The following is a 25,807-nucleotide window of genomic DNA, read 5'->3' on the forward strand; positions in this document are numbered from 1 at the left end:
CGCGGCTATCTCGCCGGAGGAATCGGCGTGTACTGCGCCGATACGAGCTTCCATCCGTTCGGCGCGCGCATCGCGACATAGCGGACGCGGATCGAACGGGTGACCGTCGTGCCGTCGGGACGCGTCATGGTGATCGTCCACCGCTCCGTCTCGATGCCCGTCGCGCCGCGTACGACGATCTGCCGTTCGCTGCCCTGCATCGGCGGCGCCGGCCGGCGATCCTCGGGCCGGTAGAAGCCGAGCACCTTCGCCCGATCGTCGACGTCGCCGACCGGAGAGATCTCCTGATACTCGGGGTCGAGCGTATCGGCGAGCGCCGCTGCGTCGAAGTCCGTGCGGGCGGTGTTGAAGCGCTCCACCAGCCGTTCGATCGCTGCCGCATCGGGGGAAGGGGGTGCGGGCGTCGCCGCTGCCAGCATCGCCATTGCCCATCCGATCGCCATATACCCCGCCCCTCGCCCGTGTGATGTATATGGCTAATACGGTGCGACGGCGTGGGTCAAGCGGTGCGTCAGACCAGCAGCGTCGCCAGACCTATCGCAAGGCCCGCATGGACCATCGCGATCAGGTCGAGCTGCGTTGCGAACGGCTGCTTGCGCGTCTTGTGGCGAAACCGCCGTCGCGCCCAGAGCGCGCCCGGCGATCCGCCGAACAGCGCCAGGGCGAGCAGGGTCGATTCGCGTACCCGCCAGCCACCCGATGCGGCGCGCGCCTTGTCATGGGCGAAGGCGAGCACCGTCATCAGGTTGATCGCCGCCAGCGCCAGTGCGGCGGGGACGAGGAATGCGGATGGAGTCGGCATCGCTTACGATGCGTATCGACGTCTTAGGAAATCGTGACCTGCAATTCGCAGATCAGATCATGCCCAGCGCCTGCATATACACCTCGAGGATCGCTTCCTCTTCCTGATACTCTTCCTTCTTCTTCTTGCGGATCGAAAGGATCTTACGGATCGCCTTGGGATCGTAGCCGCGGCCCTTGGCTTCGGCCATCACGTCCTTGATGTCGTCGGCGATGCCCTTCTTCTCTTCCTCGAGTCGCTCGGCGCGTTCGATCAGCAGGCGCAGTTCGTCCGCCGCGACCTGGCCGCCGCCCATGCCTTCTTGCCGGTCTTCCATATGTCCCACCCGCCACGGGTCGCCCGTGGCCCTTCTGATTCGCGTGAAAAGGATGCCGGCGCCGGGCCGGCAGGGGGGTGCGTCTAGGCGTTAACCGGTTTGCGCTCAACCCCGGCCCTCAACCCCGGCCGGGCTCGGTCATCGCGGGTGGATCGGATGCGGGAAAGCTCTCGTCCAGCGCTTCGTCCAGGGTCGCATCCTTGGTGGCGTCGGCGGGGGGATTGCGCGTCATGCTCACGTCCATCCGCGCAAGCTGTTCGGGCGTCGCCTCAGTCTGGTAGCGCGCCTTCCACTCGGCCTGCGGCATGCCGTAGATCGTCTCGCGGGCGGTGGCCTTGTCCAGCCCGCCCGCTTCTTCGATCCAGTCCGACAGGCAATTGCGGCAGAATCCGGCCAGCCCCATCAGGTCGATGTTCTGCGCGTCGGTGCGATGGCGCAGGTGGCGGACGAGGCGGCGGAACGCCTGCGCGGCGACCGCATCGGGTAGCGAATCGAGTTTGTCGGTCACGGGCGTCTCCGATAGGTTGATCGCGAGTAGATAGGGATTAGAGGGAAGCGCGGCCATTCCCCAGGAGCCTGTTTCATGACCACTGCCATCGCGCCCCGATCGAGGAAGGTCCGCGTCCTCGCGACTCTCGGTCCGGCGAGCAATTCCCCCGAGATGATCGCCACGCTGTTCCAAGCGGGCGCCGACGCGTTCCGCGTCAATATGAGCCACGGCGACCAGCAGTCCAAGGTTGCGGTGATCGAGGCGATCCGCGCGCTCGAAAAAGAGTTCGGCCGTCCGACGACGATCCTCGCCGATCTGCAGGGCCCCAAGCTGCGCGTCGGCAAGTTCGACGGCGGCCGGACCGTGCTGGAGCATAACAGCACCTTCGTGCTCGATCGCGATCCCACGCCGGGCGATGCGACCCGCGTCGAACTGCCGCACAAGGAAATCTTCGAAGCGATCGAGCCGGGCGCGCGCCTGCTGCTCGACGACGGCAAGCTGGTGCTGCGCGTCACCGACCACGATTCCGACCGGATCACGACGGTCGTCGAGGTTGGCGGTCCGCTGTCGAACAACAAGGGGCTGAACGTTCCCGACGTCGTGCTGCCGATGGCGGCGCTGACCGAAAAGGATCGCAGCGACCTCGCCTTCGCGGTCGACCAGGGCGTCGACTGGATCGCCCTGAGCTTCGTGCAGCGGCCCGAGGATCTGTGGGAGGCGCGCAAGCTGATCGGCGGCAAGGCCGCGCTGCTCGCCAAGATCGAAAAGCCGCAGGCGATCGATCGCTTGGAAGAGATCGTCGAGGCGTGCGACGGCGTCATGGTCGCGCGCGGCGACCTGGGCGTCGAACTGCCGCCGCAGTCGGTGCCGCCCTTGCAGAAGCGCATCGTCGAAACCGCGCGCCGCCTCGGCCGTCCGGTCGTCGTCGCGACGCAGATGCTCGAATCGATGATCCAGAGCCCGTCGCCGACCCGCGCCGAAGTGTCCGACGTCGCCACCGCGATCTACGACGGCGCCGACGCGATCATGCTGTCGGCGGAAAGCGCCGCGGGCCAGTGGCCGGTCGAATCGGTCGCGATGATGAACTCGATCGGCGTCTCGGTCGAAAGCGATCCGATGCACGGCGACCGCGTCCACTTCACCGTGATGCGTCCCGATCCGACGACCGCCGACGCACTGGCGGAAGCGGCCAAGCAGATCGCCAAGACCGTGTCGGCGACCGCGATCATCTGCTTCACCACCTCGGGCTCGACCGCGCGCCGCATCGCGCGCGAGCGGCCGTCGGTGCCGTTGCTGGTGCTGACCCCCAACCGCGACACCGCGCGCCGCCTCGGCCTGCTGTGGGGCACGCATGCCGTCCACACCCGCGACGTCGAATCGTTCGAGGACATGGTCGGCAAGGCGAAGCGCATGGCGCTGCGCACGGGCATCGCCCATGCGGGCGATCGCGTGATCGTGATGGCGGGCGTCCCCTTCCGCACGCCGGGGTCGACCAACGTGCTCCACGTCGTCCACATCACCGGCGACGAACTGCGCGACTACGCCTGAGCGAACTCCCTCCGTCACCCCGGCCGAAGAGCCGGGGTCCCGCTTCTTCCCGGCGCTGACGAAGAAGCGGGACCCCGGGTCTAGCCCCGGGGTGACGGTAAGTGACGGTTTTCATCCATACGATACGTATGGATGACGGGGGCCGGACCCGTTACAGACGGAGCGTTATGTACCGTCCCGCGCTGTCCGTCGTCATTCCCTGCTACAATGAGGCCGCGTGCCTCGAGCTGCTGCACGCGCGCGTCTCGGCCGCGGCACGGGCGGCGGTGGGCGACGATCACGAGATCGTCCTGATCAACGACGGCAGCCGCGACGACAGCTGGCCGGTGATGCAGCGCCTGTCCGCCGCCGACCCGCGCGTCGTCGCGATCAACCTGTCGCGCAACCACGGCCATCAGCTCGCGCTGACCGCGGGGCTCGACCTGTGTTCGGGCGAGCAGATCCTCATCATCGACGCCGATCTGCAGGACCCGCCCGAATTGCTCGCTGACATGCGCGCGACGATGGCGGCGCAGAAGGCGGACGTCGTCTACGCGGTGCGCCGCAAGCGCGACGGCGAGACGATCTTCAAGAAAGCCACCGCCGCCGCCTTCTACCGCGTGCTCGATCGCGTCACCGATACGCCGATCCCTTTGGACACCGGCGACTTCCGCCTGATGAGCCGCCGCGCGCTCGATGCGCTGCTGTCGCTGCCCGAACAGGCGCGCTTCATCCGCGGCATGGTTGCCTGGGTCGGCTTCCGGCAGGTGCCGTTTCCCTATGATCGCGCCGAGCGCCACGCCGGCGAGACCAACTATCCGCTCGGCAAGATGGTGCGCCTCGCCTTCGACGCGGTGACCGGCTTCTCCACCGCGCCGCTGCGCTTCGCCAGCCATGCCTCGGTGATCCTGGCGGCGGCATCGCTGCTGTTGCTCGTCTACATCCTGTGGGGCTTCTTCGAAGGCTCGCCGGTGCAGGGCTGGACGTCGACGATGCTCGTCGTAACCGTCCTGAGCGCGGTGCAGATGTTCGTGCTGGGGATGATCGGCGAATATCTCGGCCGGCTCTACATCGAATCGAAGCGGCGGCCGCTGTACCTCGTCGCCGACATCGCCGGCCCGGTGAAAGGCCATTCGACGCTCGGCTTCAACGCCGCCGAGCCCTCGCCGGAGTTCGAGGTCGCCGAGGAGCGCAAGGCGGCGGAGTGAAAAGGCGGTTGCGCCGTATCCGCCCCCTCCGTCAGCGCTGACGCGCTGCCACCTCCCCCTGGCGGGGGAGGACGTGTCCCGTAATGCCTCCCCCGCCAGGGGGAGGTGGCGCGCCGAAGGCGTGACGGAGGGGGAGGACACGGTGCCCCATGGTTTCGCCGCGACGGTTCTCCGCCGACCTACCGCGGCTCCGCCAGCGTCACGATCGACACGCCCGGCGTCAGCGGCACGCGGCCGACCGCATGGCGCTCCAGCCGGAAGATCGCCTCGAACAGCGCGTTCAGCGGCTTGGCGGGCGGCGAATCGTCGCTGTCGTCGCGGCCGGTCAAACGGCCCGCGATCCGGGCCGCAGCCGCAAGCGGGAACAGCAGCGAATTGAAATAGGTGAGCTTCCGGCTCTTCAGCCCCGCCGCCTCGATCGCCTTGACCAGGCTGGCCTTGGAATAGCGGCGGTGGTGGTGGTTCACCACGTCGTGCGCGCTCCACATCCACTGGTGCGCCGGCACCGCGATCAGGATCTTGCCGCCCGGCTTCAACAGGCTCGCCATGCCCTTCAGCGCGGCGACATCGTCCTCGATATGCTCGACGACGTCGAGCACCGCGACCAGATCGTACGATCCCTTCGCCACGCCGGGCAGGTCGGGCAGGGGGGCATCGCCCACCGGCTTGCCGAGTCGCTCGCTCGCGATCGATCGCGCGGCGGGATCGATCTCGATCGCGTCGACCTCGCCGAACTGGCCGAGCATCGGCAGATTGTGCCCGGTGCCGCAGCCGATCTCCAGGATGCGCGCGCCCTTGGGTACGTTGCCGTAGCGCTCCAGATAGTCGCTCAGGATGTCGCGACGCGCGCGATACCACCAATGGGTGGAATCATGCGCCGCCATGCGGTCGTAGACGATGCGGTCCATGATTTAAGCGAACACCAGCCAGCGATTGAGGATGAAGGTGACGATGGTGGCCAATGCCACCGCAGGCAGCAGCGGCGCCCAGCCGGGAAGCCCCAGCACGGCCGTGCCGATCCACGTCACCAGCGCGTTCAGGGCCATGCCGGTGCCCTGTACCGCGACGAACTGCAGCTGCTGGCGGGGGCCGCGCCGTTCGGCGCCCTGTCCCTTGAAGCTCCAGCGGCTGTGCATGACGTAGCCGAATATCACCGCCACCGCAAAGGCGGGCGGCACGGCATAGACGGCATGCTCGCGCGCGAAGACCCACAAAGTCAGCGGCAGGTAGACCGCCGAATAGATCAGCGTCGACAGCCCTCCGGTGATCCCAAAGCGCAGGATCTGGCCGCGCATGTCGTCGGCTTGCAGGATGTGGAGCAGGGCAGGCGCTTCCCTCGTCATCGGCCAGCCCCTAAAGGCAATGCGCCGGGAACGAAACGGTCAATTCGAGGGTCGCCAGTTTGTATAATCCCCCCCGCGGTCGGCTGGCCGATACGCTCGACAGGCGCTGGATCGCGCTGACGCTGCTCGCCTGGGTGGCGGTCGCGGCCTGGTACGTCTGGAACGACTGGAACATGGTGCGCTGGCTGTCGCTTGGCGACACCGACGACAATATGCGGCTGATGCAGGTCCGCGCGTGGCTGGCGGGCCAAGGCTGGTACGATCTCACCAACTATCGCCTCAATCCGCCCGTCGGCTTCAATATTCACTGGAGCCGCATCGTCGATCTGCCGATCGCCGGCCTCATCCTGTTTTTCCGCCTGTTCACCAGCAATTACTGGGCGGAGCGGCTGGCCTGCGGCATCGCGCCGCTGATCCCGCTGTCGATCACGATGCTGGGCGTCGGCGCCACCGTGCGGCGGCTGATCCATCCTTTGGCATGGCCGCTGGCGATCGTTTTCCTGCTCGGCACCGCCGCCACAATGCTGATGTTCCTGCCCGAACGCATCGATCATCACGGCTGGCAGCTCGCGATGCTCAGCCTGACCGTCGCCGGCCTGTGCGACCAGCGTGATCGCCGCGGGGGCCTGATGGTCGGCCTCGCCAGCGCGGTCAGCCTGTCGATCGGGCTGGAAATGCTGCCCTATTGCGCGATGGCCGGCGCGATCCTGGCGCTGCGCTGGGTGTGGGACCGGGCTGAGGCGCGGCGACTCGCTGCCTATGCGGTCAGCCTCGGCGGTGGTGCGGCGCTGGGCTTTGCCGCCTTCGCCTCCAATGCCAATTACGCGATGCGCTGCGACGCGCTGACTCCCGTGTGGCTCAGCGTCTGCGTCGCGGCGGGCGCGCTGCTGCTCCTGATGGCATGGGCGAACCCAGAATCGCGGGCCCTGCGTATCGCGATGGCGGTGGTCGCGGGCGGCGTGATCGTCGCGGGCTTCGTCCATTTCTTCCCGCAATGCCTCGGCCGGCCCGAAGGCGTATCGCCTGAGCTGGAGAAGAACTGGCTGAACAACGTCCGCGAAGCCAAGCCGATCTACAAACACCCCTTCCGCCTCGCCTTCCCGATCGCGGCGCTGCCGATCGTCGGCATGCTGGGCGTGCTGTGGGGGACGTGGCGCGCGCGGCGGACGCCGGCGCTGATCGGCTGGACCGCGGTGGCGCTCTTCGTCGTCTTCGCGACGCTGATGCTGCTGTGGCAGGTGCGGGCCGGGCCGGCGGCGCAGATGCTCGCGGTGCCGGGCGCCACCTTGCTCGGCTGGATCATCCTGCCGTGGCTGCTCAACCATCGCTCGCTGCCCGTCCGCGTCGGCGGCACGGTGGCGGCGTTCCTGTTGGTCAGTGGGATGTTCGCCGGGCTGATCATCAAATACCTGCCGGTCGCGCGCCCGAACGCCTATACCAAGCGGGTCAACGGCGCGACGGGCAATTGCGTCCGCTACACGGTGCTGAAGGCGCTCGATCACTATCCGGCGCAGACGATCTTCACCTTCGTCGATCTGGGGCCGCGGCTCATCACCGTGACGCACCACGATGCCATCGCCGGGCCGTACCACCGCAACGGCGATGCGATCCTCGACGTGCAGCATGCGTTCGGCGGGACAGCGGATCAGGCACATGCCATCATCCGCCGCCACGGCGCGACGATGCTGCTCGTCTGCCCCAACCATTCGGAATCGACCAATTACCGCGCGCGTGATCCGGGCGGCTTCTACGACCAGCTCGCCCACGGCCAGACGCCGACGTGGCTGACGCCGCTGCCGCTGCCCAAGGGGTCGCCGCTGCGGCTGTTCAAGGTCGACTGACCGACCGGCGTTTTGGGCAGCGCATTCATTCCTCCCCCGCCAGGGGGAGGTGGCATGCCGCAGGCATGACGGAGGGGGAGGTCAGTGTAACGCTCCTGTTACGCAGCGTCTCCTATCCGCCCCCTCCGTCACCGCCTCCCCCTGGCGGGGGAGGAATGAAGGCGCTGCCCCGAATCGCGCGCCCCTAGGCGGCGAGCGCCTCCCCCGCCGGCAGGTCCTCGCTCAGCCGCTGGCGCTTGGCGACGATCGCCGGCACCAGCGCCTGGCCCGCGACGTTCACCGCGGTGCGCCCCATGTCGAGGATGGGATCGATCGCCAGCAGCAGCCCCGCGCCCTCCAGCGGCAGGCCCAGCGTCGATAGCGTCAGCGTCAGCATCACGAGCGCGCCGGTCAGTCCCGCGGTCGCCGCCGATCCCAGCACCGAAACCGCGACGATCAGCAGATAATCGGTCCCGTGCAGCGGGATGCCGTAATATTGCGCGACGAACAGCGCCGCGATCGCGGGATAGATGGCGGCACATCCATCCATCTTCGTCGTCGCCGCGAACGGCACGGCAAAGGCGGCATAGCCGCGCGGTACGCCCAGCCCTTGCTCCACCACCTGCTCGGTGACGGGCAGCGTCGCGATCGACGAGCGCGAGACGAAGCCCAGCTGGATCGCCGGCCAGGCGGCGGCGAAGAACCGCCGCGGGCTCATCCCGTTCGCCAGCAGCAGCAGAGGGTAGACGACGAACAGCACCAGCGCGAGGCCGACATAGACCGCGATGGCGAACGTGCCGAGCGCCGACAGCGACTGCCAGCCGTAGCGGACGATCGCACTGCCCAGCAGCGCGCCCGTCCCGACCGGGGTCAGCCGCACCACCCAGCGCAGGATGCGCCGGAAGATCGCGAGCGCCGACGCATTGAACGCCAGGAACGGCGCCCCCGCCTCGCCCGTCCGCACCGCGGCGACGCCGATCGCGATCGCGACGACGATCAGCTGCAGCACGTTGAACGACAGCTTCGTGCTCGCGCCGCCGTCCTTCAGCGCCGTCGATGCCTCCAGCCCCAGGATGTTCGCCGGCACCAGCCCGCGCAGGAAATCGAGCCACGACCCCGCCGTATCCGGCCGTACCGCGGCGGCGGCGCTCACCCCGGCATGCGCGCCTGGTTGCAGCACAATGCCCAGCGTCAGCCCGATCGATACCGCGATCAGGGCGGTGATGCCGAACCAGATGAACGTGCTCGCCACCAGCTTCGCCGCATTGTTGAGGTCGCGCAGCGCCGCGATCGACGCGACGATCGCGGTGAACACCAAAGGCACCACCAGCGCCTTCAACAGCTGGACGAACATTTCGCCGACGATCCGCAACGCGTCGGCCAGGCCGGTGAGGTCATAGCTGCGGGCAACGAAGCCCAGCACGAGGCCAAGGGCCATGCCGATGAAGACCTGTACGCCGAACGATGGGCGGGTCATGCGCCGAATTCCTGTGTCATCGCACCGATGTAGGCCCGTCGCGGCGGAAGGGGAGGCAAGAAAAGCGCGGGGGCATGAAACCCATGGTTGCGTGTTTAGGTGCCTCCGATCGATCGCGGAGCAACCGCGATCTGGTGGGTATCTCAAGGGCGCTTTGCCCCGCCGCAGCGGTAAGATCCTAGGGAGATAGGATTGCCAAAGATTTTAACACGTCAGACCGAGGATCAGGTTGCGCTGTTCACGACTAAAGCCCTCGTGGCATTGTCTTGGGGGAGATGGCTATATTGGCCCATGGTGAAAAGCGAATCGTCCAGCATACCCGCCCGAATGAAAGGCTGGCTGCCGGAATTGCTACTGTCCGGTGCGGTCATCGCCATCGTTGGCTCCACCGCTTGGTTTAAGTTACCAGTGGCGGCGTGGGGGCCGGCCCTCATTGCCGCCTTGGGGGTGATGTATTCTCGCATGTCATCCCGCGAGCAAGTGCGTGTCGCCGAGAGGAAGTTGTTCCTTGATCTGATGCAACGTCGGGTGGCGTGGCTTGATCAACTCGCAGATGCTGTTGGTAAGCGCGATGCCGAAGCCAGATTGATGTTGGAGCGCCTGTTGCGTGGCGACCCCCCGGGCGAGCCTGAACAGCTTTGGCGTATGCACGACTGCCAAAGAGACGCGCAGTGGCTATTCGATCACCCCATTTCCGAGTTGGTGGCCCAATTGATCGCCGCGTCAGCTGCGGTTGATGATACGCGCCTTAAGGCCCGGCAAGGTGATCGTTCGGCGGCGCTCTCGGTGAGCGAGAAGGGGTGGATAGTGGTGAACCTCATGACCGCCATAACCGCGGCCATCCGCCCTTACCTGTATGTCGGCGACATTAAGGCACCTCGGGCATGACGCTATCCAATTGTGAATTGTTGGCAATAACACTCAAGGTTAGGCGGGGTCATGCTTGCAACGCGCCACGCTTTATTGGGGAGCATCGACGCCGCGATGGTAGCGTGCGCCCGCTACGATGAGCTTTCCAAAGCCGCGAGCGTTTAGCCGACTTTCGATCCCACCGTTGTCCGGTCATTATCTCCCCGAGGGGAGGAGCGATTTAACCGCTAAGTCATTGAAAAAATGGTGCTGCCGGTGAGGATTGAACTCACGACCTCAGCCTTACCAAGGATGCGCTCTACCACTGAGCTACGGCAGCACTCGTTTTTCACTCGTTTTTCCGCCGGCGTTCGCCGCGGGAAGGGCGCCTAGAGACGACCGGGGGCGGATTGTCAAGCGTTACCGGACGGGGCTAGGGTCCGGGCATGGCAAATAGCGACGAACGGGCCGCCCGGCTGGCCGCGCAGCTGCGCGCGAACCTGCATCGGCGCAAGGCGCAGGCGCGCGCGGTGGCGGCGGGCACCGATCGCGGCACTGCGCCCGCGCCGGCGCCGCCACCGACCGACGGATCGGCCGATTAACCGCCGATCGGCGCGCATTTGGCGTTGAGCCACGCGCGCTCCGCAATGTCGAGTTCGGGGCCGATCCGCGCCGCCACCTCGGCATGATAGGCGTCCAGCCAGTCGCGCTCGTCGCGGGTCAGCAGCGCCGGGTCGATCAGCGTCCGCTCGATCGGCGCGAAGGTGAGCGTCTCGAAGCGCAGCATCGTCCGCTCGCGGTCGCCGCCGGGGATGGCGGCGGGGACGATCAGCAGCAGGTTCTCGATCCGGATGCCGTATTCGCCGGCCTTGTAATAGCCCGGCTCGTTCGACAGCATCATGCCCGCGCGCAGCGGCTCCAGGCTCGCGCCGCCGGGATAATTGGGCGCCGCGATCCGCTGCGGCCCTTCATGCACCGACAGATAGCTGCCGATGCCGTGGCCGGTGCCATGCGAGAAATCGAGCCCCGCCTCCCACAGTGGCCGGCGGGCGAAGGCGTCGATCTGCGCGCCGCTGGTCCCGTCGGGGAAGACCGCGGTGGCGATGGCGATATGGCCCTTCAGCACGCGGGTGAAGCGGTCGCGCATCTCAGCGGTCGGCGGCCCGACCGGCACGACGCGGGTCACGTCGGTGGTGCCGTCCGCATATTGCCCGCCCGAATCGATCAGGAACAGCTGGCCGGGCAGGATCGGGGCGTTCGACTCTTCGGTGACGTGATAATGCGGGCTGGCGCCATGCGCGCCGGTGGCCGAGATCGTGTCGAACGACGTGTCGAGCAGGCAGCCGGTCTGTTGGCGGAAGGCGAGCAGCTGCGCCGCGGCGGACAGTTCGGTCTGGCCGCCCTTGGGCGCCTCCGCCTCGATCCAGCGCAGGAAGCGGCTCAGCGCGGCGCCGTCGCGGATGCTGGCGGCGCGATGGCCGGCGATCTCGGCGGGGTTCTTCAGCGCCTTGGCGAGCACGACGGGGTCGCGCAGCGCCAGCACCTTGGCGCCGCCCGCGGTCAGCGCGTCGAACACCGCGGCGACGGCGCGTTCGGGATCGGCGGCGACGCGCTGGCCGGCATAGCCGCGCAACGCGGGCGCGAAGGCGTCGCGGTCATGAATGCGGACGGCATTGCCGAGATGCTGGCGCACCGCATCGTCGACCTTTTCGGGCGCGACGAACAGGTCGGTCGTGCCGTCGCTGCCGACGATCGCATAGGAGAGCGCGACCGGCGTGTGCGCGACATCGGTGCCGCGCACGTTGAGCGCCCAGGCGATCGAATCGAGCGCGGTCAGCACCACCGCATCGGCGCGCTGCGCGCCCAGCCAGTCGGCGATCGCGGCGCGCTTGGCGGCGGAGGACTGGCCCGCGTGCGTATCGGCGTGGACGCTCATCCGGGCGGGTGAGGGCGCGGGGCGGTCGGTCCACACGGCGTCGATCGGGTTGCTGTCGACCGGCACCAGCGTCACGCCGCGGTCGGCGAGCGCGGCGGCGGTCTCCTTCGCCCAGGCGCTGGTGTGCAACCACGGATCGTAGCCGATGCGGCTCCCCTCGCCGGCATTGGCGGCGAGCCAGCCGGCGATGCTCTCCTGCGGCACGGGGACATAGGCCCAGTCGTCCGCCGACACCTGTTCGCGCACCTGCAGCGTATAGCGGCCATCGGTGAAGATCGCCGCCTTTTCCGCCAGCACCACCGCGCTGCCCGCCGATCCGCCGAAGCCGGTCAACCAGCCCAGCCGCTGCGCATAGGCGCCGACATATTCGCTCATATGCTCGTCGGTCAGCGGCACGACGAAGCCGTCGAGGCCGCGGGCGGCGAGCTCTGCGCGGAGGGCGGCGAGGTTGGCATGAGGGGTCATCAAAGGGGTCCGTCAAAAGTCACAAAAGTCACGCCCAGGCATGTGTTTTCGCTCTAGCACCGGGAGCGCCACAAGCCGAGTCGGTCCCGCTTTGCACGGCAGGAGCGTGTAGGACAGTTTCCCTTCGTGGCGATCCAACATTGGTGCGCGGATCAGTGCCGTTTGGGCAGCAGGTGCAGCACGCCCGCGATGACGCCGCCGATGACGATCCCGACGATGCCCGACCCGATCGCCCCGACCAGCCAGCCGACGACGCCGGACAGCACGCCGGACGCCGCCGCGGCGACCTCTGCTGCATGGTGGATGATATGCGGGATGGCGGTGAACCCGAACGCCTCCATCCCGTGGACGATGATGCCGCCGCCCACCCACACCATCGCCGCAGTGCCGATGATCGACAATGCCGACAGGACGCGCGGCATCGCCGCGACCAGGCCGCGGCCCAGCGCCTGGCTGCCCGATCCCGGTCGGCGGGCGAGGTGTAGGCCGATATCGTCCATCTTCACGATCAGCGCGACCAGACCATAGACGCCCGCGGTGATCGCCACCGCGACGAGCGCCAGCGCGATCGCCTGATTGACCAGGCTCTGATCGGCGAGCTCCGCGAGCGCGATCGCCATGATCTCGCCCGACAGGATCAGGTCGGTACGGATCGCGCTCGACACCTGCCGGTTCTCCAGCTCTTCCGGCGAGGTGGCGGCCGTGGCCTCGTCGCCATGGCCGTGGCCGGTCAGCGCGCCGATGATCTTCTCTGCCGCCTCGAAACACAGGAAGGCGCCGCCCGCCATCAGGATCGGCGTGATCGCCCAGGGCGCCAGCGCGCTCAGGATCAGCGCCGCGGGCAGCAGGAACAGCAGCTTGTTGCGCAGGGAGCCCTTGGCGATCTTCCAGATGATCGGCAGCTCGCGCGCGGGGCTGAGGCCGACGACATAGGTCGGCGTCACCGCGGTATCGTCGATCACCACGCCCGCCGCCTTCGCCCCCGCCTTGCCCGCCGCACCCGCGACATCGTCCAGGCTGGCGGCGGCAAGCTTCGCCATCGCCGCGATATCGTCGAGCAGTGCGACCAGTCCGCCGGCCATGTGTGTTCCCCTGTGTTATCCGCGATGTGCATGGCGGCGCGCGCGCACGGGTTCAACTGCGGTCGTGTTGCTGGCGTGTTGCTGGAGCGGGCCACCAGCCCTCCCGCATCGTCACCCCGGACGTGATCCGGGGTGACGGAGAGGATGGCGTTCCCATCGCCCGCCATCCTGTTCTACAGCAAGGCGATGACCGACCCCACGCCCCCCGTCGCCGAGCGCCGCCCCCACAGTTTCACCACGCACGGTGTGACGATCGACGACCCCTATGCCTGGCTGAAGGACCCCAACTATCCCGAGGTCACCGACCCCGACGTCCTCGCCTATCTCGAAGCCGAGAACGCCTATTTCGAAGCCGTCATGGCGCCGCACCAGCCGCTGGTCGACACGCTGTACGAAGAGATGAAGGCGCGCATCAAGGAGGACGAATCCTCGGTCCCGCAAAAGGACGGCGACTGGCTCTACTGGACCGCCTTCGAAACCGGCGGCCAGTATCGCAAATGGTGGCGCAAGCCCGTCGCGGGCGGGCCGGACGAACTGCTGCTCGACGAGCCCGCCCTTGCCGAGGGCAAGGAATATTTCCGCCTCGGCGCCTTCGCGATCAGCAACAACGGGCGGCTGCTCGCCTATGCGATCGACGACAGCGGTGCCGAGCGGTTCGAGGTGCGCGTAAAGGACCTCTCCACCGGCGAGCATCTGCCCGAGGTCATCCCCGGCATGCTGTCCGAGATCGTCTGGACCGCCGACGATACGGGCTTCCTGTACGGCGTCGCCAACGACCAGTGGCGCACCGACAATGCGCGCTTCCACCGGCTCGGCACGCCCGTAGCGGACGACGTCGAGCTGTTCCACGAGGATGACGAAGGCTATCGCGTCGCGGTCGCCGAGACGAGCGATCGGCAGTGGATCGTCATCGGCACCGGCGATCACGTCACCAGCGAAGTCCGGTTGCTGCCCGCCAACGACCCCTTCGCCACGCCGATTCTGGTCGCGCCCCGCCAGGAGGGCCGCGAGTATGACGTCGACGCGCACGACGGCACGCTGTTCATCCACACCAACGATACCGATCCGATGTGGCGGCTGTGTACCGCCAGCCTCGACGCGCCCGGCGACTGGCACGAGCTGATCCCCGCCGACCCGCATTTCTACATGACCGGGGTCGAATGCTATCGGGACTTCTTCGTCGTCGAAGGGCGCCGCGACGGCCTCGATCAGATCGCCATCCACCGCTACGATGCGCCGACCGTGCCCCAGCCGATCACCTTCCCGGAGGCGAGCTATGCCGCGGGCCTGGGGGACAATCCCGAATATGACGTCGCGACGCTGCGGCTGGGCTATGAATCGATGGTCACGCCGGGCACGGTCTATGACTATGACGTCGCCACCGGCGGCCTTACCGTCCTGAAGGTGCAGGAAATTCCGGCCGGCTATGACGCCGCCGGCTATCGCACCGAGCGGCTGAAGATCACGGTCCGCGACGGCACGCAGGTGCCCGTATCGATCGTCTATCCGGCGGGCTTCCAGCGTGACGGGTCGCAGCCGCTGTTCCTCTACGCCTATGGCGCCTACGGCTATGCGATCCCGCCGGGCTTTTCGACCGGGCGCCTCAGCCTGCTCGACCGCGGCTTCGCTTATGCCATCGCGCATATCCGCGGCGGCGACGACCTCGGCCAGCAATGGTATCACGACGGCAAGCTCGAAAAGCGCACCAACACGTTCAACGACTTCGTCGACGTCGCCAAGGGGCTGATCGAGCAGGGGTGGACCAGCGCCGGCCGCATCGCCACCGCGGGCCGCTCGGCGGGAGGCGAGCTGATGGGCGCGATCGTCAACTCCGACCCCGATCTGTGGGGCGCGGTGATCGCCGACGTGCCGTTCGTCGACGTGCTCAACACGATGCTCGACGCCGATCTGCCGCTGACGCCGGGCGAATGGCCCGAATGGGGCAATCCGATCGAGGATAAGGCGGCGTTCGACCTGATCCGGTCGTACAGCCCCTACGACAATGTCACGGCGCAGGATTATCCGCCGATGTTCATCTCGGGCGGATTGAACGATCCGCGCGTCACCTATTGGGAACCGGCGAAATGGGCGGCCAAGCTGCGAAGCTCCAAGACCGATGACAATGTGCTGCTGCTGAAAACCAACATGGGGGCAGGGCATGGCGGGAAATCCGGCCGCTTCGAATCGTTACGCGAGGCCGCGGAGGAACATGCCTTCGTGTTGTGGCAGTTAGGAATAAGCGGCTGAGCATCGAGACACTGATCGCCGAATACGGCTTGGCCGCCGTCTTCTTGGGCGCGGGGATCGAAGGCGAGACGATGGTGCTCGCCGGCGGCCTGTTCGCGCATGAAGGCATGCTGTCGCTGCCCGGCGCGATGATCGCGGCGGCGTGCGGGTCGTTCGTCGCCGACCAATTGTTCTTCGCGGCGGGGCGGCGCTTCCGCTCGCACCGCTGGGTGCAGCGCGCGCAGAAAAAGCCCGCCTTCGCCAAGGCGTTGACGACGCTGGAACGCTATCCGGTCGGCTTCATCTTCGCCTTTCGCTTCCTGTACGGCCTGCGCACCGTCAGTCCGATCGCGATCGGCACCACGCATGTCCGCACGCGCCAATTCCTGTGGATCAATGCGGTCGCCGCGGCCGTGTGGGGGGCGCTGTTCACCAGCCTCGGCTATGTGTTCGGCACGGGGATCGCCGAGTTGCTTGGCCGCTATCGCCCGCACGGGCGGCAATGGCTGTGGGTCGCGGGCGCGGCGGTGTTGCTGGGCGGCGCCTTTGCGGCCTTCCGCTGGTGGCGGAGCCGACGGGCATGAGCGCGCGCTTCACGAGGACGATCACCGCCGCGGCGGAGGACATCGACGAACTCGGCCACGTCAACAATGCCGTATGGGTGCGCTGGATCCAGGACATCGCCGTCGCCCACTGGGATGCGGTGGCTCCGGCGGAGCATCGCGAGACGATGGTCTGGGTCGTGACCCGCCACGAAATCGACTATCGCGGCAATGTCGTCGCAGGCGAGACGGTGACCGGCGAAACCTGGGTCCCCGAACCGCCCAAGGGCGCCCGCTTCGACCGCCATGTCCGCTTCACCGGCGCCGACGGCAAGGTGAAGGTGGAGGCAGTCACGACCTGGGCCCTGCTGGAACGCGCCACCGGCCGCCTGATGCGCGTCCGGCCGGACGTGGCAGCGCCGTTCCTGGCCAACTGATCCGCCCTCCACAAACTTACGTCACCCCAGCGCAGGCTGGGGTCCACCGGGCCGCCTTGGGGGTGGTCAGAGCCTCCAGCCGTCCCCCTCGCCGCGGAGTGAACCCCGGAACGAGTCCGGGGTGACGGGGTGTGTCTGGCGTGCCTTGGCGCGCCGCCTCAGCGTCGGCTGCGGCCGCCTGATGCGCGTGCGACCCGAGGTGGCGGCGCCGTTTCTACCGTAAGTCCTCCCTCGCTTCAGCGGGGGAGGGGGACCGCCGCCGCAGGCGGTGGTGGAGGGGGCGTTTCCGCATACGGTCCGTTCGCCGTATCCTCCCCCTCCGACCGCCTGCGGCGGCCACCTCCCCCTGGCGGGGGAGGACTTGCATCACCCACTATTCCGCAGCGCTGGAACGCGTAACCGGCCGCCTGATGCGCGTGCGACCCGAGGTGGCGGCGCCGTTTCTGGCCAAGTGATCCGCCCTCCACAAACTTACGTCACCCCAGCGCAGGCTGGGGTCCACCGGGCCGCCAGGGGGTGGCCAGAGCCTCCAGCCATTCCCCTCGCCGCGGAGTGGACCCCGGACCAAGTCCGGGGTGACGGGGTGTGCCTGGCGTGCCTTGGCGCGTCGCCTCAGCGGGGGCTGCGGGCGACTGAGGCGCGTCCAGCCGGAGGTGGCGGCGCCGTTTCTACCGTAATTCCTCCCTCGCTTCAGCGGGGGAGGGGGACCGCCGCCGCAGGCGGTGGTGGAGGGGGCGTTGCCGCATACGGTCCGTTCGCCGTACCCTCCCCCTCCGACCGCCTGCGGCGGCCACCTCCCCCTGGCGGGGGAGGGCTTACGTCACCCACTATTCCGCAGCGCTGGAACGCGTAACCGGCCGCCTGATGCGCGTGCGGCCGGACGTGGCAGCGCCGTTTCTGGCCAGCTGATCCGCCCTCCACAAACGTGCGTCACCCCAGCGCAGGCTGGGGTCCACCGGGCCGCCCGGGGGTGGCCAGAGCCTCCAGCCGTCCCCCTCGCCGCGGAGTGGACCCCGGAACAAGTCCGGGGTGACGGAGTGTGTCTGGCGAGCCTTGGCGCGCCGCCTCAGCGTCGGCTGCGGGCGACTGAGGCGCGTGCGGCCGGAGGTGGCGGCGCCGTTCCTAGCCAGCTGATCCGCCCTCCACAAACGTGCGTCACCCCAGCGCAGGCTGGGGTCCACCGGGCCGCCAGGGGGTGGCCAGAGCCTCCAGCCGTCCCCCTCGCCGCGGAGTGGATCCCGGACCAAGTCCGGGGTGACGGGGTGTGTCTGGCGTGCCTTGGCGCGCCGCCGCCGCGTCGGCTATGGACGCCCTCAGGGCATGACGCGCGCCGTCTCACCCACTATTCCGCAGCGCCGTCGCGATCGCGTTGATCGACAGCAGGATGCCCTCGCCGATCCGCGGATCGTCTTCGCCCGCGCGGTGGCGCTTCATCAGTTCGATCTGCAGGAAGTTGAGCGGCTCGATATACGGCAGCCGCAGCCGGATCGAGGCATCGAGCGCCGGGTGCTTGTCCAGCAACCGCGTCTGCCCCGTCACGTCGAGCAACCCGTCATGCGTCAGATGCCACGCATCGCGGATGCGTGTGAAGATGCCGTCGCGCAGGGCCTTGTCTTCGACCAGTTCGGCATAATGGCCGGCGATGGCGATGTCGGACTTCGCCAGCACCATCTCCATATTCGCGAGCGTCGCGGCGAACAGCGGCCACCCCTGCGCCATGTCGCGCAGCAGCGCCTTGTCTTCGAACGCCGCAATCGCCTGGCCGACGCCATACCAGCCGGGCAGCATCGTGCGCGCCTGCGCCCAGCTGAACACCCAGGGGATGGCGCGCAGGTCCTCGATCGCGTCGCTCTTCTTGCGGCTCGCCGGGCGGCTGCCGATCTTCAGCCCGGCGATCTCGCCGATCGGCGTCATCTGGCGGAAGAAGGTGCGGAAGCCGTCCGTGCCGTAGACGAGGTCGCGATAGGCGTGGAATGCGGTGTCGGACAGCGCGTCCATCGCGCCGGTGAAGTCGGCATTCTGCGCGTTCGACAGCCGCTCGGGCTCCAGGCTGGCGAGCAACGTCGCCGAGGCGATCGCCTCCAGATTGGTCATCGCGCTGTCGCGCGTCCCGTATTTCGCCGCGATCACCTCACCCTGTTCGGTGATGCGGATGCGGCCTTGGACCGTGCCGGGCGGCTGCGCGCGGATCGCCGCAAAGGCGCTGCCGCCGCCGCGCCCCACCGCACCGCCGCGACCGTGGAACAGCTGCATGCCGACGCCCGCCGCCTCGAACACGGGTTTGAGCGCGGTCGACGCCTTGGACAGCTGCCAGGTGGAGGTCAGGTAGCCGCCATCCTTGTTGCTGTCCGAATAGCCGATCATCACCTCCTGATGGCCGCGCTTTGCTGCGATGTGCGCGATCTCGGGCAGCGCAAACCAGTCGGTCATGATGCCGGGCGCGGCCTCCAGATCGCCGACCGTCTCGAACAGCGGCACCGCCATGATCGCCGCGGACGGCTCGTCGCCACCGCGATACAGGCCCACTTCCTTCAGCAGCAGGTTGATCTCGAGCAGGTCGGACACCGACTGCGCCATCGACACGATATAGTTGGTGATGCACGCCGGGCCGTAGGTCGCATGCGCCTCCGCCGCGGCCAGCACGATCTGCAATTCGGACTGCGTCTCGTCCGAATAGGTGGTGAAGCGGCTGGCGAGCGGCCGCGCATGCGCCAGTTCGCGCCGCAGCAGCGCGACGCGTGCGGCCTCGTCGAGGCTAAGATAATCGTCCTCGACGCCTGCGGTCTTGAGCAGTTCGGCGACGACGCGTTCGTGGACCGCGCTGTTCTGGCGCAGGTCGAGCGTCGCCAAGTGGAACCCGAACGTCTCGACCGCGCGGATCAGCCGGCCGAGCGCGCCACCGGTCTTGAGCGCCCCGGCGCTCGCCAGCGCATGCGCGATCGCGGCAAGGTCGGCGCGGAACGCCTGCGGGTCGGGATAGGGCTCGCCGGTCAGCCGGCCGGGGCGCGCGGCGGGCTTGCCGGTCAGTGTCTCGTGCGTCGCGGCGAGCCGCGCATAAATGCCCGACAGCGCGCGGCGATAGGGTTCGTCGCTGCGGCTGGCGGCGGTGTCGCCGCTCGCGTCCGCCAGCGCGACGACCGCCGCGTCCACCGCGGCATGTTCGGTCGAGATCGACAGCTCCGCACCCAGCGCATGCACCGCGTCGAGGTAGAAGCCGAGCACCGCCTCCGCCGCGCGCGACAGCGCGGTGCGCAGCGAATCGGCGGTGACGAAGGGGTTGCCGTCGCGGTCGCCGCCGATCCAGCTGCCCGGCTTCACGAAGCTCGGCACGCGCTCCCCGAACGCGCGGTCCCAGCGCTGGTACAGCGCGGGGAGGGCGGGCAGGAACACGTCGCGCATGTAGCTCAGCGCCGTCTCGACCTCGTCGGTCACGTACAGTCGCTCACGGCGCAGCACGCGCGTCTGCCACAGCAACGCGATCTGGCGGGTGATCGCATCGTCGACCAGATCGCCGTCGGGCGTCTCGCTACGGCCCGCATCTTTCAGCACCATCAGCTCGGCGATGCGGTTCTTGTGGTCGATCATGCTCTTGCGCCGCACCTCGGTGGGATGGGCGGTCAGCACGGGGACGATCAGCGCATGGGCGAGCAGCCGCTGCACCTCCGCCCGGTCGATCCCCTCCGCCTGCAACGTCGCGAGCGCCGCGGCGACGTCCGCCCCCTGTTCGGCGGCGATGCCCTGGCGATCCTCGGCCAAATTGGCGAGCATCGAGAAGAGCATGAATCCGCGGACGAAATCGAGCGTCTCGTCGAGGCCCAGGTCCTGCAGGTGGCGATGCACCGCATCGCCGTCGCCGGTGCCGCGATGGCGCTCCACCGACGCCCGCCGGATCGCCTCGGTCGCCTCGAACAGCGCCTCGCCGCCATAGGCGCGAATGACGTCGCCGAGCTTCGCGCCCAGGAAGCGCACGTCGGGGTTGTTGGCGATCGGCGGAAGCGAAGCGGGGTCGATGTTGGCCATGCCCGCATGCTGCGCTGCGGCAGGGATCGGGTCAACCGGGCTTGGGGTTTCGAAGCGGAAAGCTGAGGTGAGGGCACTCGCCCCACCCGTTCCGTCACCCCGGACTCGTTCCGGGGTCCACCGAGCCGCAAGGGGGCGGCAAGAGCCTCCAGCCACCCCCCTCGCCGCAGAGTGGACCCCGGACCAAGTCCGGGGTGGCGGCGTGGATGGGAGGCCTACGCCGCCCCCTATTGCGCCCGCGTGCCCTGGTTGCTCAGCGTATCGCCCAGCACCGGCGTGGTCGGCTGCGCCGGGGGGGCTCGGCCGGCGTCGCGGGCGGCGCGCCATTCGCTTTCCTCTTCCGACGTCACCGTGCCGTCGTGGTTGAGGTCCATCTGGTCGAAGCGGCGCATCGTGCCCTCGCTCCATTCGATCTGGCTGATCACGCCGTCCTTGTTGCGGTCCAGCCCCATCAGGCGGCTGTTCTGGCGCGGCAGCTCGGTCGCGTCGATGCGGTCGTCGCCGTTGCGGTCCAGGCTGCGGAAGCGCTGCTCCATCGCGGTCGAGAAATCGACGCGGCTGGTGACGGCAGGCGGCACGAAGCCTGCCGCATTGGCGACCGCATCCGCCTGCGCCGCTTTCTCCTCGCTCTTCTTGCCGCATGCGCTCAGCAGGGCCACCGCAAGAACCAGCGATGCCGTCATTCCGTGTCGCCGCAACTATCGTCTCCGCTTATGCTTCCAGCTCAACATCCCAGTAGAGCCAGTCGTGCCATGTGTCGTGCAGATAGTTGGGCGGAAAGGCGCGGCCATGTTCCTGAAGGTGCCAGTTGGTCGGGCGGATCGGCTCGACATACAGCGGCATGCCCGCTTGCTTCGGCGTGCGCCCGCCCTTCTTGAGGTTGCAGGGCGCGCAGGCGGTGACGACATTCTCCCACGTCGTCCGGCCCCCTTGCGCGCGCGGCACGACATGGTCGAACGTCAGGTCGCGGCTGACCCCGCAATATTGGCAGGCGAAGCGATCGCGCAGGAACAGGTTGAAGCGGGTGAAGGCCGGAAAGGCGGAGGGGCGCACATATTGTTTCAGTGCGATGACCGACGGCAGCTTGATCGCCGCATTCGGGCTGCGCACCTCACGCTCGTAATGCGCGACGATGTCGACCCGGTCGAGGAACACCGCCTTGACTGCGGTCTGCCACGGCCAGACGCTCAAGGGATAATAGGACAAAGGCGTATAGTCCGCGTTGAGCACCAACGCGGGGCAATTGTCGGGATGGCGGATCAGATCGGGATGAAACACGGCTCCTCCCACGGGTTACCCATGGGCCATGTCGCCCATGAGAGTGACGGGGGTATGACAGCACGCGCCCTTGGGTGCGGTCAAGCGGCTTGCGGTGGCCGGCGGGGCCGCGCGGCATGAGCGCCTCCGGTGCCGGCACCGTCGTCACGCGCTTCGCCCCCAGCCCCACGGGCCTGCTGCACCTGGGCCATGCCTATGCGGCGATCCAGGCGCACGACCACGCCCGCGCCAAGGGCGGCCGCTTCCTGCTGCGGATCGAGGATATCGACGGGACGCGCAGCCGCGAGCCATTCGTCGCCGGCATCCTCGACGATCTCGCCTGGCTGGGACTGTCGTGGGACGGCCCGGTGGTCCGCCAATCGCAGCGGTTGGCGCTGTACGACGCGGCGCTCGCCCGGCTGCGCGCGGCGGGGCTGCTCTACCCGTGTTTCTGCACTCGCGCCGATATCGCGCGCGAGATTGCGGAGAGCGCCAGCGCGCCGCACCACGGCCCGGACGGACCGGTCTATCCCGGCCTGTGCCGCCATCTCGACCCGGCCATGGCGGCGGCGCGGATCGCGGCAGGCGAGCCGCACGCCTGGCGGCTGTGCATGGACGCGGCGCTGGCCCGCACCGGCCCGCTCCACTGGCACGACAGTGACGCGGGCGATCGCACCGCCGATCCGGCGGCGTTCGGCGACGTCGTGCTCGCGCGGAAGGACGCGCCCGCCAGCTATCACCTCGCGGTGACGGTGGACGATGCCGCCCAGGGCGTCACCCACGTCGTCCGCGGCGTCGATCTCTACCCGGCGACCGACGTCCACCGCCTGCTGCAGGCGCTGCTCGACCTGCCGACGCCGCTCTATCGCCACCATCCGCTGCTGACCGGCCCGGATGGCACGCGGCTCGCCAAGCGCAACGGCGCCCCCGCGCTTGCCGATCTGCGGCAGGCGGGCAAGGACGGCCTCGCCCTTGCCGAACGCTTGCGCGCCGGGCGGCTTCCCATTGGCTTTGCCGCGCACGATGCTTAAGTATGTCGCATGAACACCTTCCTCGTCATTCTGCTGATCGCGGCGATGCTGGCGACGGTGGTCGCGCTGGTGCGGGGCGTCATCGCCTTCCTCCAGGATAGTCACGCCCAGGTCCGCAATGGCGAAGGGCCATCCGCGGCCTCGCTCAAATCGAACAAGATGATGCAGATGCGCGTCTTCTTCCAGGCGCTGGCGATCCTCATCATCGTCGTCATCCTGTTCGTCGGCGGCCGCACCTGAGCCGCTGACACCCGGACGATGGTCAAGCTGAACCGCATCTACACGCGCACCGGCGACGCGGGCACGACGGGCCTCGTCGACGGATCGCGCGTGTCGAAGGCCGCCGCGGTGATGCAGGCGATCGGCGATGTCGACGAGGCGAACAGCGCGATCGGCGTGGCAATCGCCGCCTTGCAGGGCGCCGCGCCCGCGGACCGGCTGCTCGTCATCCAGAACGACCTGTTCGATCTCGGCGCCGATATCGCCACACCGATGGGGATCGAGGGCGCGCTGCGCATCGTGCCCGCCCAGGTCGCGCGGCTGGAGGCGGAGATCGACGCGATGAACGAGGGCCTGTCCCCGCTCACCAGCTTCATCCTGCCCGGCGGCACCCCCGCGGCAGCGGCGCTCCACCTCGCCCGCGCGATCGTCCGCCGCGCGGAACGCAGCGTCGTGACGATGGGCAGCGAGGCGACACAGGCCCTCGCCTATCTCAACCGCCTGTCCGACTGGCTCTTCGTCGCCACCCGTGTGGTGAACGGGGCAGGCGAGGGCGACGTCCTGTGGAAGCCCGGCGCCAGCCGATAGGGCGGGGCGGGGGCGTCTCGCGCGCCACGCATCGTCGTCCCAGCGAAGGCAGGGATCCCCCGTAATCAGTGCCCACCCAAAGCCACAGCCGTTCCCCAACGCTGCGGTAACGCGCCAAGGCATACCAAAAACACTCCGTCACCCCGGACTCGTTCCGGGGTCCACTCTGCGGCGAGGGGGACGGCCGGAGCCTCTTGCCGCTCCCTCGCGGCCCGGTGGACCCCGGACCAAGTCCGGGGTGACGGAGTGGGTGCGGCGACGGCAATGCATGTAGCAGAAGCCTGAAGCAGGACCTGTATGTGGAGGGCACAAGCCGCAGCCCTATGCCCCAACCCGCGCCGGAACGACGACTGTGGCGGCCGGAACCGAGCCAACAAAAGTCCCGTCACCCCGGACTCGTTCCGGGGTCCACTCCGCGGCGAGGGGGACGGCCGGAGCCTCTTGCCGTTCCCCTGCGGTCCGGTGGACCCCGGATCAAGTCCGGGGTGACGGCGTGGGTGCGGCAAGGTGGCGCGCCACAGCGCCGACGAAGTCGCCAACCCCCCGCCGGCCCTGTCCTACACGCCCCCATCTGCTACACCCCCGCCATGACCCGTCCGCCCTTCGCCCCGCCGATGCGCGACGGGCGCCGCGGGGCCCTCGCTTCCGACGATAGCATACCGTCCACTTCGTCCACTTCCGCGCGCCCTCTCCCGCGCAAACCCCGATTCGCGCCATCACCGCGCCCCACCGGAGCGCCGCGCTTCAATCCTCACTTTCCTCGACAAAAAGCGCGTGTATGCTGCCCCGTCGCTGCCGGGGGGCCGCGGCTTTTCCCTATCCTCGCGGAAACACCATGAACCGTATCCTGATCGGCGTTGCCGGCATCCTCGTCATCCTCGGCATCGCCTTCGCGCTGTCTACCGACCGCAAGGCGATCCGGCTGCGCGTCGTCGGCGCGGCGTTCGCGTTGCAGGCGGCGATCGCGACGATCGTGCTCTACTGGGGGCCGGGTCGTGCGGCGCTGGCGGGGGCGTCGGCGGGCGTGTCGGCGCTGCTCGGCTATTCGCAGCGGGGCACGGAGTTTCTGTTCGGCAAGCTCGCCAGCCCCGATATCGGCGGCCAGAGCTTCGCGATCGCGGCGCTGCCGGTCATCATCTTCTTCGCCAGCCTCGTTTCGATCCTCTACTACCTCGGCGTCATGCAGGTCGTGGTCCGCTGGGTCGGTGGCGCGATCGAAAAGGTGATCGGCACCTCGAAGGTCGAATCCTTGTGTGCCGCGGCCAACATCTTCGTCGGCCAGTCCGAATCGCCGCTGGTGATCCGCCCCTATCTCGCCGGCCTCACCCCGCCGCAGCTGTTCACGGTGATGACCAGCGGCATGGCGGGCGTCGCGGGCACGATCCTTGCGGCCTATGCCTCGATGGGCATCCGCATCGAATATCTCCTCGCCGCCAGCTTCATGGCTGCGCCGGGCGGCATCCTGATGGCCAAGATCATCATGCCCGATCGCTCCATGCCGCCCGAAGGCGAGCTGCCGCTGGGCGACGTGCCCGACGAAAATCGCGTGATCGCGCTCGCCGACCATCGCATCAGCGGCGCCGGCCCCGCCGCCTTGCTGCCGGAAGGCACGCCGGGCGAGCCGCTGCCCGAAGCGACGCATGACGAGGAAAAGCCCGCCAACCTCATCATGGCCGCCGCGCAGGGTGCGCAGACCGGCGTGCGCCTCGCCGTCGCGGTCGGCGCGATGGTGCTCGCCTTCGTCGCGCTGGTCGCGCTGGCCAACGGCCTGCTCGGCGGGTTCGGCAATATGATCGGCCTGCCGGGCTTAAGCTTCCAGGCGTTGCTCGGCTATCTCTTCCAGCCCGTGATGTTCCTGCTCAACGTGCCGTGGAACGAGGCGGGGATTGCCGGTGGCCTATTCGGCGAGAAGATCGTGCTGAACGAATTCGTCGCCTATATCGATCTCGGCAAGCAGGCCGCGCAGCTCAGCCCGCGCACCATCGCCGTCGTCACCTTCGCGCTGTGCGGCTTCGCCAATTTCTCGTCGATCGCCATCCAGATGGCGGTGACGGGCAGCCTCGCCCCCAACCAGCGCCCGATGATCGCCAAGCTCGGCCTGCGCGCGCTCGCTGCGGGCAGCCTCGCCAACCTGATGTCGGCGGCGCTCGCCGGCCTGCTGATCGGCTGACG

At 68.3% G+C, this 25,807-nt stretch carries 24 protein-coding genes and 1 tRNA gene; 12 read left to right on the forward strand and 13 right to left on the reverse strand.

Annotated elements, in window-relative coordinates:
- Window positions 1-5: 5 nt before the first annotated feature.
- From ACP7A3_RS10190 to ACP7A3_RS10205, 4 genes are all read right to left on the reverse strand, one after another.
- Entirely contained in the window at window positions 6-443 is a 438-nt protein-coding gene (locus tag ACP7A3_RS10190; RefSeq protein ID WP_426255499.1) for a nuclear transport factor 2 family protein, read from the reverse strand.
- A gap of 68 nt (window positions 444-511) precedes the next feature.
- Window positions 512-802, reverse strand: coding sequence for a DUF1294 domain-containing protein (locus ACP7A3_RS10195; protein ID WP_017980426.1), 291 nt, complete (start codon window positions 800-802; stop codon window positions 512-514).
- 52 nt (window positions 803-854) lie between these two features.
- Entirely contained in the window at window positions 855-1,118 is a 264-nt protein-coding gene (locus ACP7A3_RS10200) for a DUF2312 domain-containing protein (protein ID WP_018250588.1), read from the reverse strand.
- A gap of 118 nt (window positions 1,119-1,236) precedes the next feature.
- Window positions 1,237-1,626 (reverse strand): DUF1244 domain-containing protein, encoded by a 390-nt coding sequence (locus ACP7A3_RS10205; RefSeq protein WP_426255500.1) that lies wholly within the window; start codon window positions 1,624-1,626, stop codon window positions 1,237-1,239.
- A 75-nt stretch (window positions 1,627-1,701) separates the two neighbouring features.
- Between ACP7A3_RS10205 and pyk the strand changes: the two genes are divergently transcribed.
- Window positions 1,702-3,156 (forward strand): pyruvate kinase, encoded by a 1,455-nt coding sequence (pyk, locus tag ACP7A3_RS10210; protein ID WP_017980423.1) that lies wholly within the window; start codon window positions 1,702-1,704, stop codon window positions 3,154-3,156.
- Between the two features lie 167 nt (window positions 3,157-3,323).
- Entirely contained in the window at window positions 3,324-4,343 is a 1,020-nt protein-coding gene (locus ACP7A3_RS10215; protein ID WP_426255501.1) for a glycosyltransferase family 2 protein, read from the forward strand.
- Window positions 4,344-4,522: 179 nt separating this feature from the next.
- Here the strand turns inward: ACP7A3_RS10215 and ACP7A3_RS10220 are convergent, their stop codons facing one another.
- Complete coding sequence (locus ACP7A3_RS10220; RefSeq protein WP_063686912.1) at window positions 4,523-5,251, reverse strand: class I SAM-dependent methyltransferase; 729 nt, start codon at window positions 5,249-5,251, stop codon at window positions 4,523-4,525.
- A gap of 3 nt (window positions 5,252-5,254) precedes the next feature.
- Window positions 5,255-5,686, reverse strand: a complete 432-nt coding sequence (locus ACP7A3_RS10225; protein WP_043060904.1) for a GtrA family protein — start codon at window positions 5,684-5,686, stop codon at window positions 5,255-5,257.
- Between the two features lie 59 nt (window positions 5,687-5,745).
- Here ACP7A3_RS10225 and ACP7A3_RS10230 point away from each other — a divergent pair, with 59 nt between their 5' ends.
- Window positions 5,746-7,527 (forward strand): AcrB/AcrD/AcrF family protein, encoded by a 1,782-nt coding sequence (locus tag ACP7A3_RS10230; protein WP_426255502.1) that lies wholly within the window; start codon window positions 5,746-5,748, stop codon window positions 7,525-7,527.
- Between the two features lie 184 nt (window positions 7,528-7,711).
- On the opposite strand, the gene ACP7A3_RS10235 is transcribed toward ACP7A3_RS10230, so the two are convergent.
- On the reverse strand, window positions 7,712-8,983 hold the full coding sequence (locus tag ACP7A3_RS10235; protein WP_426255503.1) for a dicarboxylate/amino acid:cation symporter: 1,272 nt from the start codon (window positions 8,981-8,983) through the stop codon (window positions 7,712-7,714).
- Between the two features lie 327 nt (window positions 8,984-9,310).
- Here ACP7A3_RS10235 and ACP7A3_RS10240 point away from each other — a divergent pair, with 327 nt between their 5' ends.
- Window positions 9,311-9,871: a hypothetical protein gene (locus ACP7A3_RS10240; RefSeq protein ID WP_426255504.1), complete on the forward strand. Its 561-nt coding sequence runs from the start codon at window positions 9,311-9,313 to the stop codon at window positions 9,869-9,871.
- A gap of 226 nt (window positions 9,872-10,097) precedes the next feature.
- Here the strand turns inward: ACP7A3_RS10240 and ACP7A3_RS10245 are convergent.
- Window positions 10,098-10,172 (reverse strand) — tRNA-Thr (locus tag ACP7A3_RS10245).
- Between the two features lie 106 nt (window positions 10,173-10,278).
- Here ACP7A3_RS10245 and ACP7A3_RS10250 point away from each other — a divergent pair.
- The gene (locus ACP7A3_RS10250) at window positions 10,279-10,434 is read left to right on the forward strand and encodes a hypothetical protein (protein ID WP_244057170.1); all 156 of its coding nucleotides are present in this window, start codon (window positions 10,279-10,281) and stop codon (window positions 10,432-10,434) included.
- Here ACP7A3_RS10250 and ACP7A3_RS10255 read toward each other — a convergent pair.
- Window positions 10,431-12,233 (reverse strand): aminopeptidase P family protein, encoded by a 1,803-nt coding sequence (locus ACP7A3_RS10255; protein WP_426255505.1) that lies wholly within the window; start codon window positions 12,231-12,233, stop codon window positions 10,431-10,433. The two genes, ACP7A3_RS10250 and ACP7A3_RS10255, sit on opposite strands and share 4 nt — an antisense overlap.
- A gap of 152 nt (window positions 12,234-12,385) precedes the next feature.
- Window positions 12,386-13,315, reverse strand: coding sequence for a DUF808 domain-containing protein (locus ACP7A3_RS10260; protein ID WP_426255506.1), 930 nt, complete (start codon window positions 13,313-13,315; stop codon window positions 12,386-12,388).
- A 186-nt stretch (window positions 13,316-13,501) separates the two neighbouring features.
- Here ACP7A3_RS10260 and ACP7A3_RS10265 point away from each other — a divergent pair, with 186 nt between their 5' ends.
- Genes ACP7A3_RS10265 through ACP7A3_RS10275 form a run of 3 tightly spaced genes read left to right on the forward strand, consistent with a single transcriptional unit; the run spans window position 13,502 to window position 16,520 of the window.
- Window positions 13,502-15,562, forward strand: coding sequence for a S9 family peptidase (locus tag ACP7A3_RS10265; RefSeq protein WP_426255661.1), 2,061 nt, complete (start codon window positions 13,502-13,504; stop codon window positions 15,560-15,562).
- Entirely contained in the window at window positions 15,559-16,125 is a 567-nt protein-coding gene (locus ACP7A3_RS10270; RefSeq protein ID WP_043060919.1) for a DedA family protein, read from the forward strand. Before ACP7A3_RS10265 ends, ACP7A3_RS10270 begins: the two co-directional genes overlap by 4 nt.
- The gene (locus ACP7A3_RS10275) at window positions 16,122-16,520 is read left to right on the forward strand and encodes an acyl-CoA thioesterase (RefSeq protein WP_426255507.1); all 399 of its coding nucleotides are present in this window, start codon (window positions 16,122-16,124) and stop codon (window positions 16,518-16,520) included. Before ACP7A3_RS10270 ends, ACP7A3_RS10275 begins: the two co-directional genes overlap by 4 nt.
- A gap of 1,335 nt (window positions 16,521-17,855) precedes the next feature.
- On the opposite strand, the gene ppc is transcribed toward ACP7A3_RS10275, so the two are convergent.
- The 3 genes from ppc to ACP7A3_RS10290 form a co-directional block, all read right to left on the reverse strand.
- Window positions 17,856-20,540 carry a phosphoenolpyruvate carboxylase gene (gene ppc, locus ACP7A3_RS10280; RefSeq protein ID WP_426255508.1) on the reverse strand — a complete coding sequence of 895 codons (2,685 nt, stop codon included), beginning with the start codon at window positions 20,538-20,540 and terminating at the stop codon, window positions 17,856-17,858.
- A 227-nt stretch (window positions 20,541-20,767) separates the two neighbouring features.
- The gene (locus ACP7A3_RS10285; RefSeq protein WP_426255509.1) at window positions 20,768-21,223 is read right to left on the reverse strand and encodes a hypothetical protein; all 456 of its coding nucleotides are present in this window, start codon (window positions 21,221-21,223) and stop codon (window positions 20,768-20,770) included.
- Between the two features lie 28 nt (window positions 21,224-21,251).
- Window positions 21,252-21,818 carry an HNH endonuclease gene (locus ACP7A3_RS10290; RefSeq protein WP_017980402.1) on the reverse strand — a complete coding sequence of 189 codons (567 nt, stop codon included), beginning with the start codon at window positions 21,816-21,818 and terminating at the stop codon, window positions 21,252-21,254.
- A gap of 116 nt (window positions 21,819-21,934) precedes the next feature.
- On the opposite strand from ACP7A3_RS10290, the gene gluQRS reads away from it, so the two are divergent.
- From gluQRS to ACP7A3_RS10310, 4 genes are all read left to right on the forward strand, one after another.
- Window positions 21,935-22,828, forward strand: a complete 894-nt coding sequence (gluQRS, locus tag ACP7A3_RS10295; protein ID WP_426255510.1) for a tRNA glutamyl-Q(34) synthetase GluQRS — start codon at window positions 21,935-21,937, stop codon at window positions 22,826-22,828.
- Window positions 22,829-22,837: 9 nt separating this feature from the next.
- A complete protein-coding gene (locus ACP7A3_RS10300) occupies window positions 22,838-23,068 on the forward strand; it encodes a twin transmembrane helix small protein (RefSeq protein ID WP_017980400.1) in 231 nt (76 codons plus the stop codon).
- An 18-nt stretch (window positions 23,069-23,086) separates the two neighbouring features.
- Window positions 23,087-23,635, forward strand: a complete 549-nt coding sequence (locus ACP7A3_RS10305; RefSeq protein ID WP_147037443.1) for a cob(I)yrinic acid a,c-diamide adenosyltransferase — start codon at window positions 23,087-23,089, stop codon at window positions 23,633-23,635.
- 835 nt (window positions 23,636-24,470) lie between these two features.
- Window positions 24,471-25,805, forward strand: a complete 1,335-nt coding sequence (locus ACP7A3_RS10310) for a NupC/NupG family nucleoside CNT transporter (RefSeq protein WP_147035880.1) — start codon at window positions 24,471-24,473, stop codon at window positions 25,803-25,805.
- Window positions 25,806-25,807 lie beyond the last annotated feature (2 nt).

The sequence above is a fragment of the Sphingomonas sp. DC5200-1 genome (assembly GCF_049897245.1).
In the GTDB taxonomy this organism is placed as follows: Bacteria; Pseudomonadota; Alphaproteobacteria; order Sphingomonadales; family Sphingomonadaceae; genus Sphingomonas; species Sphingomonas aquatilis.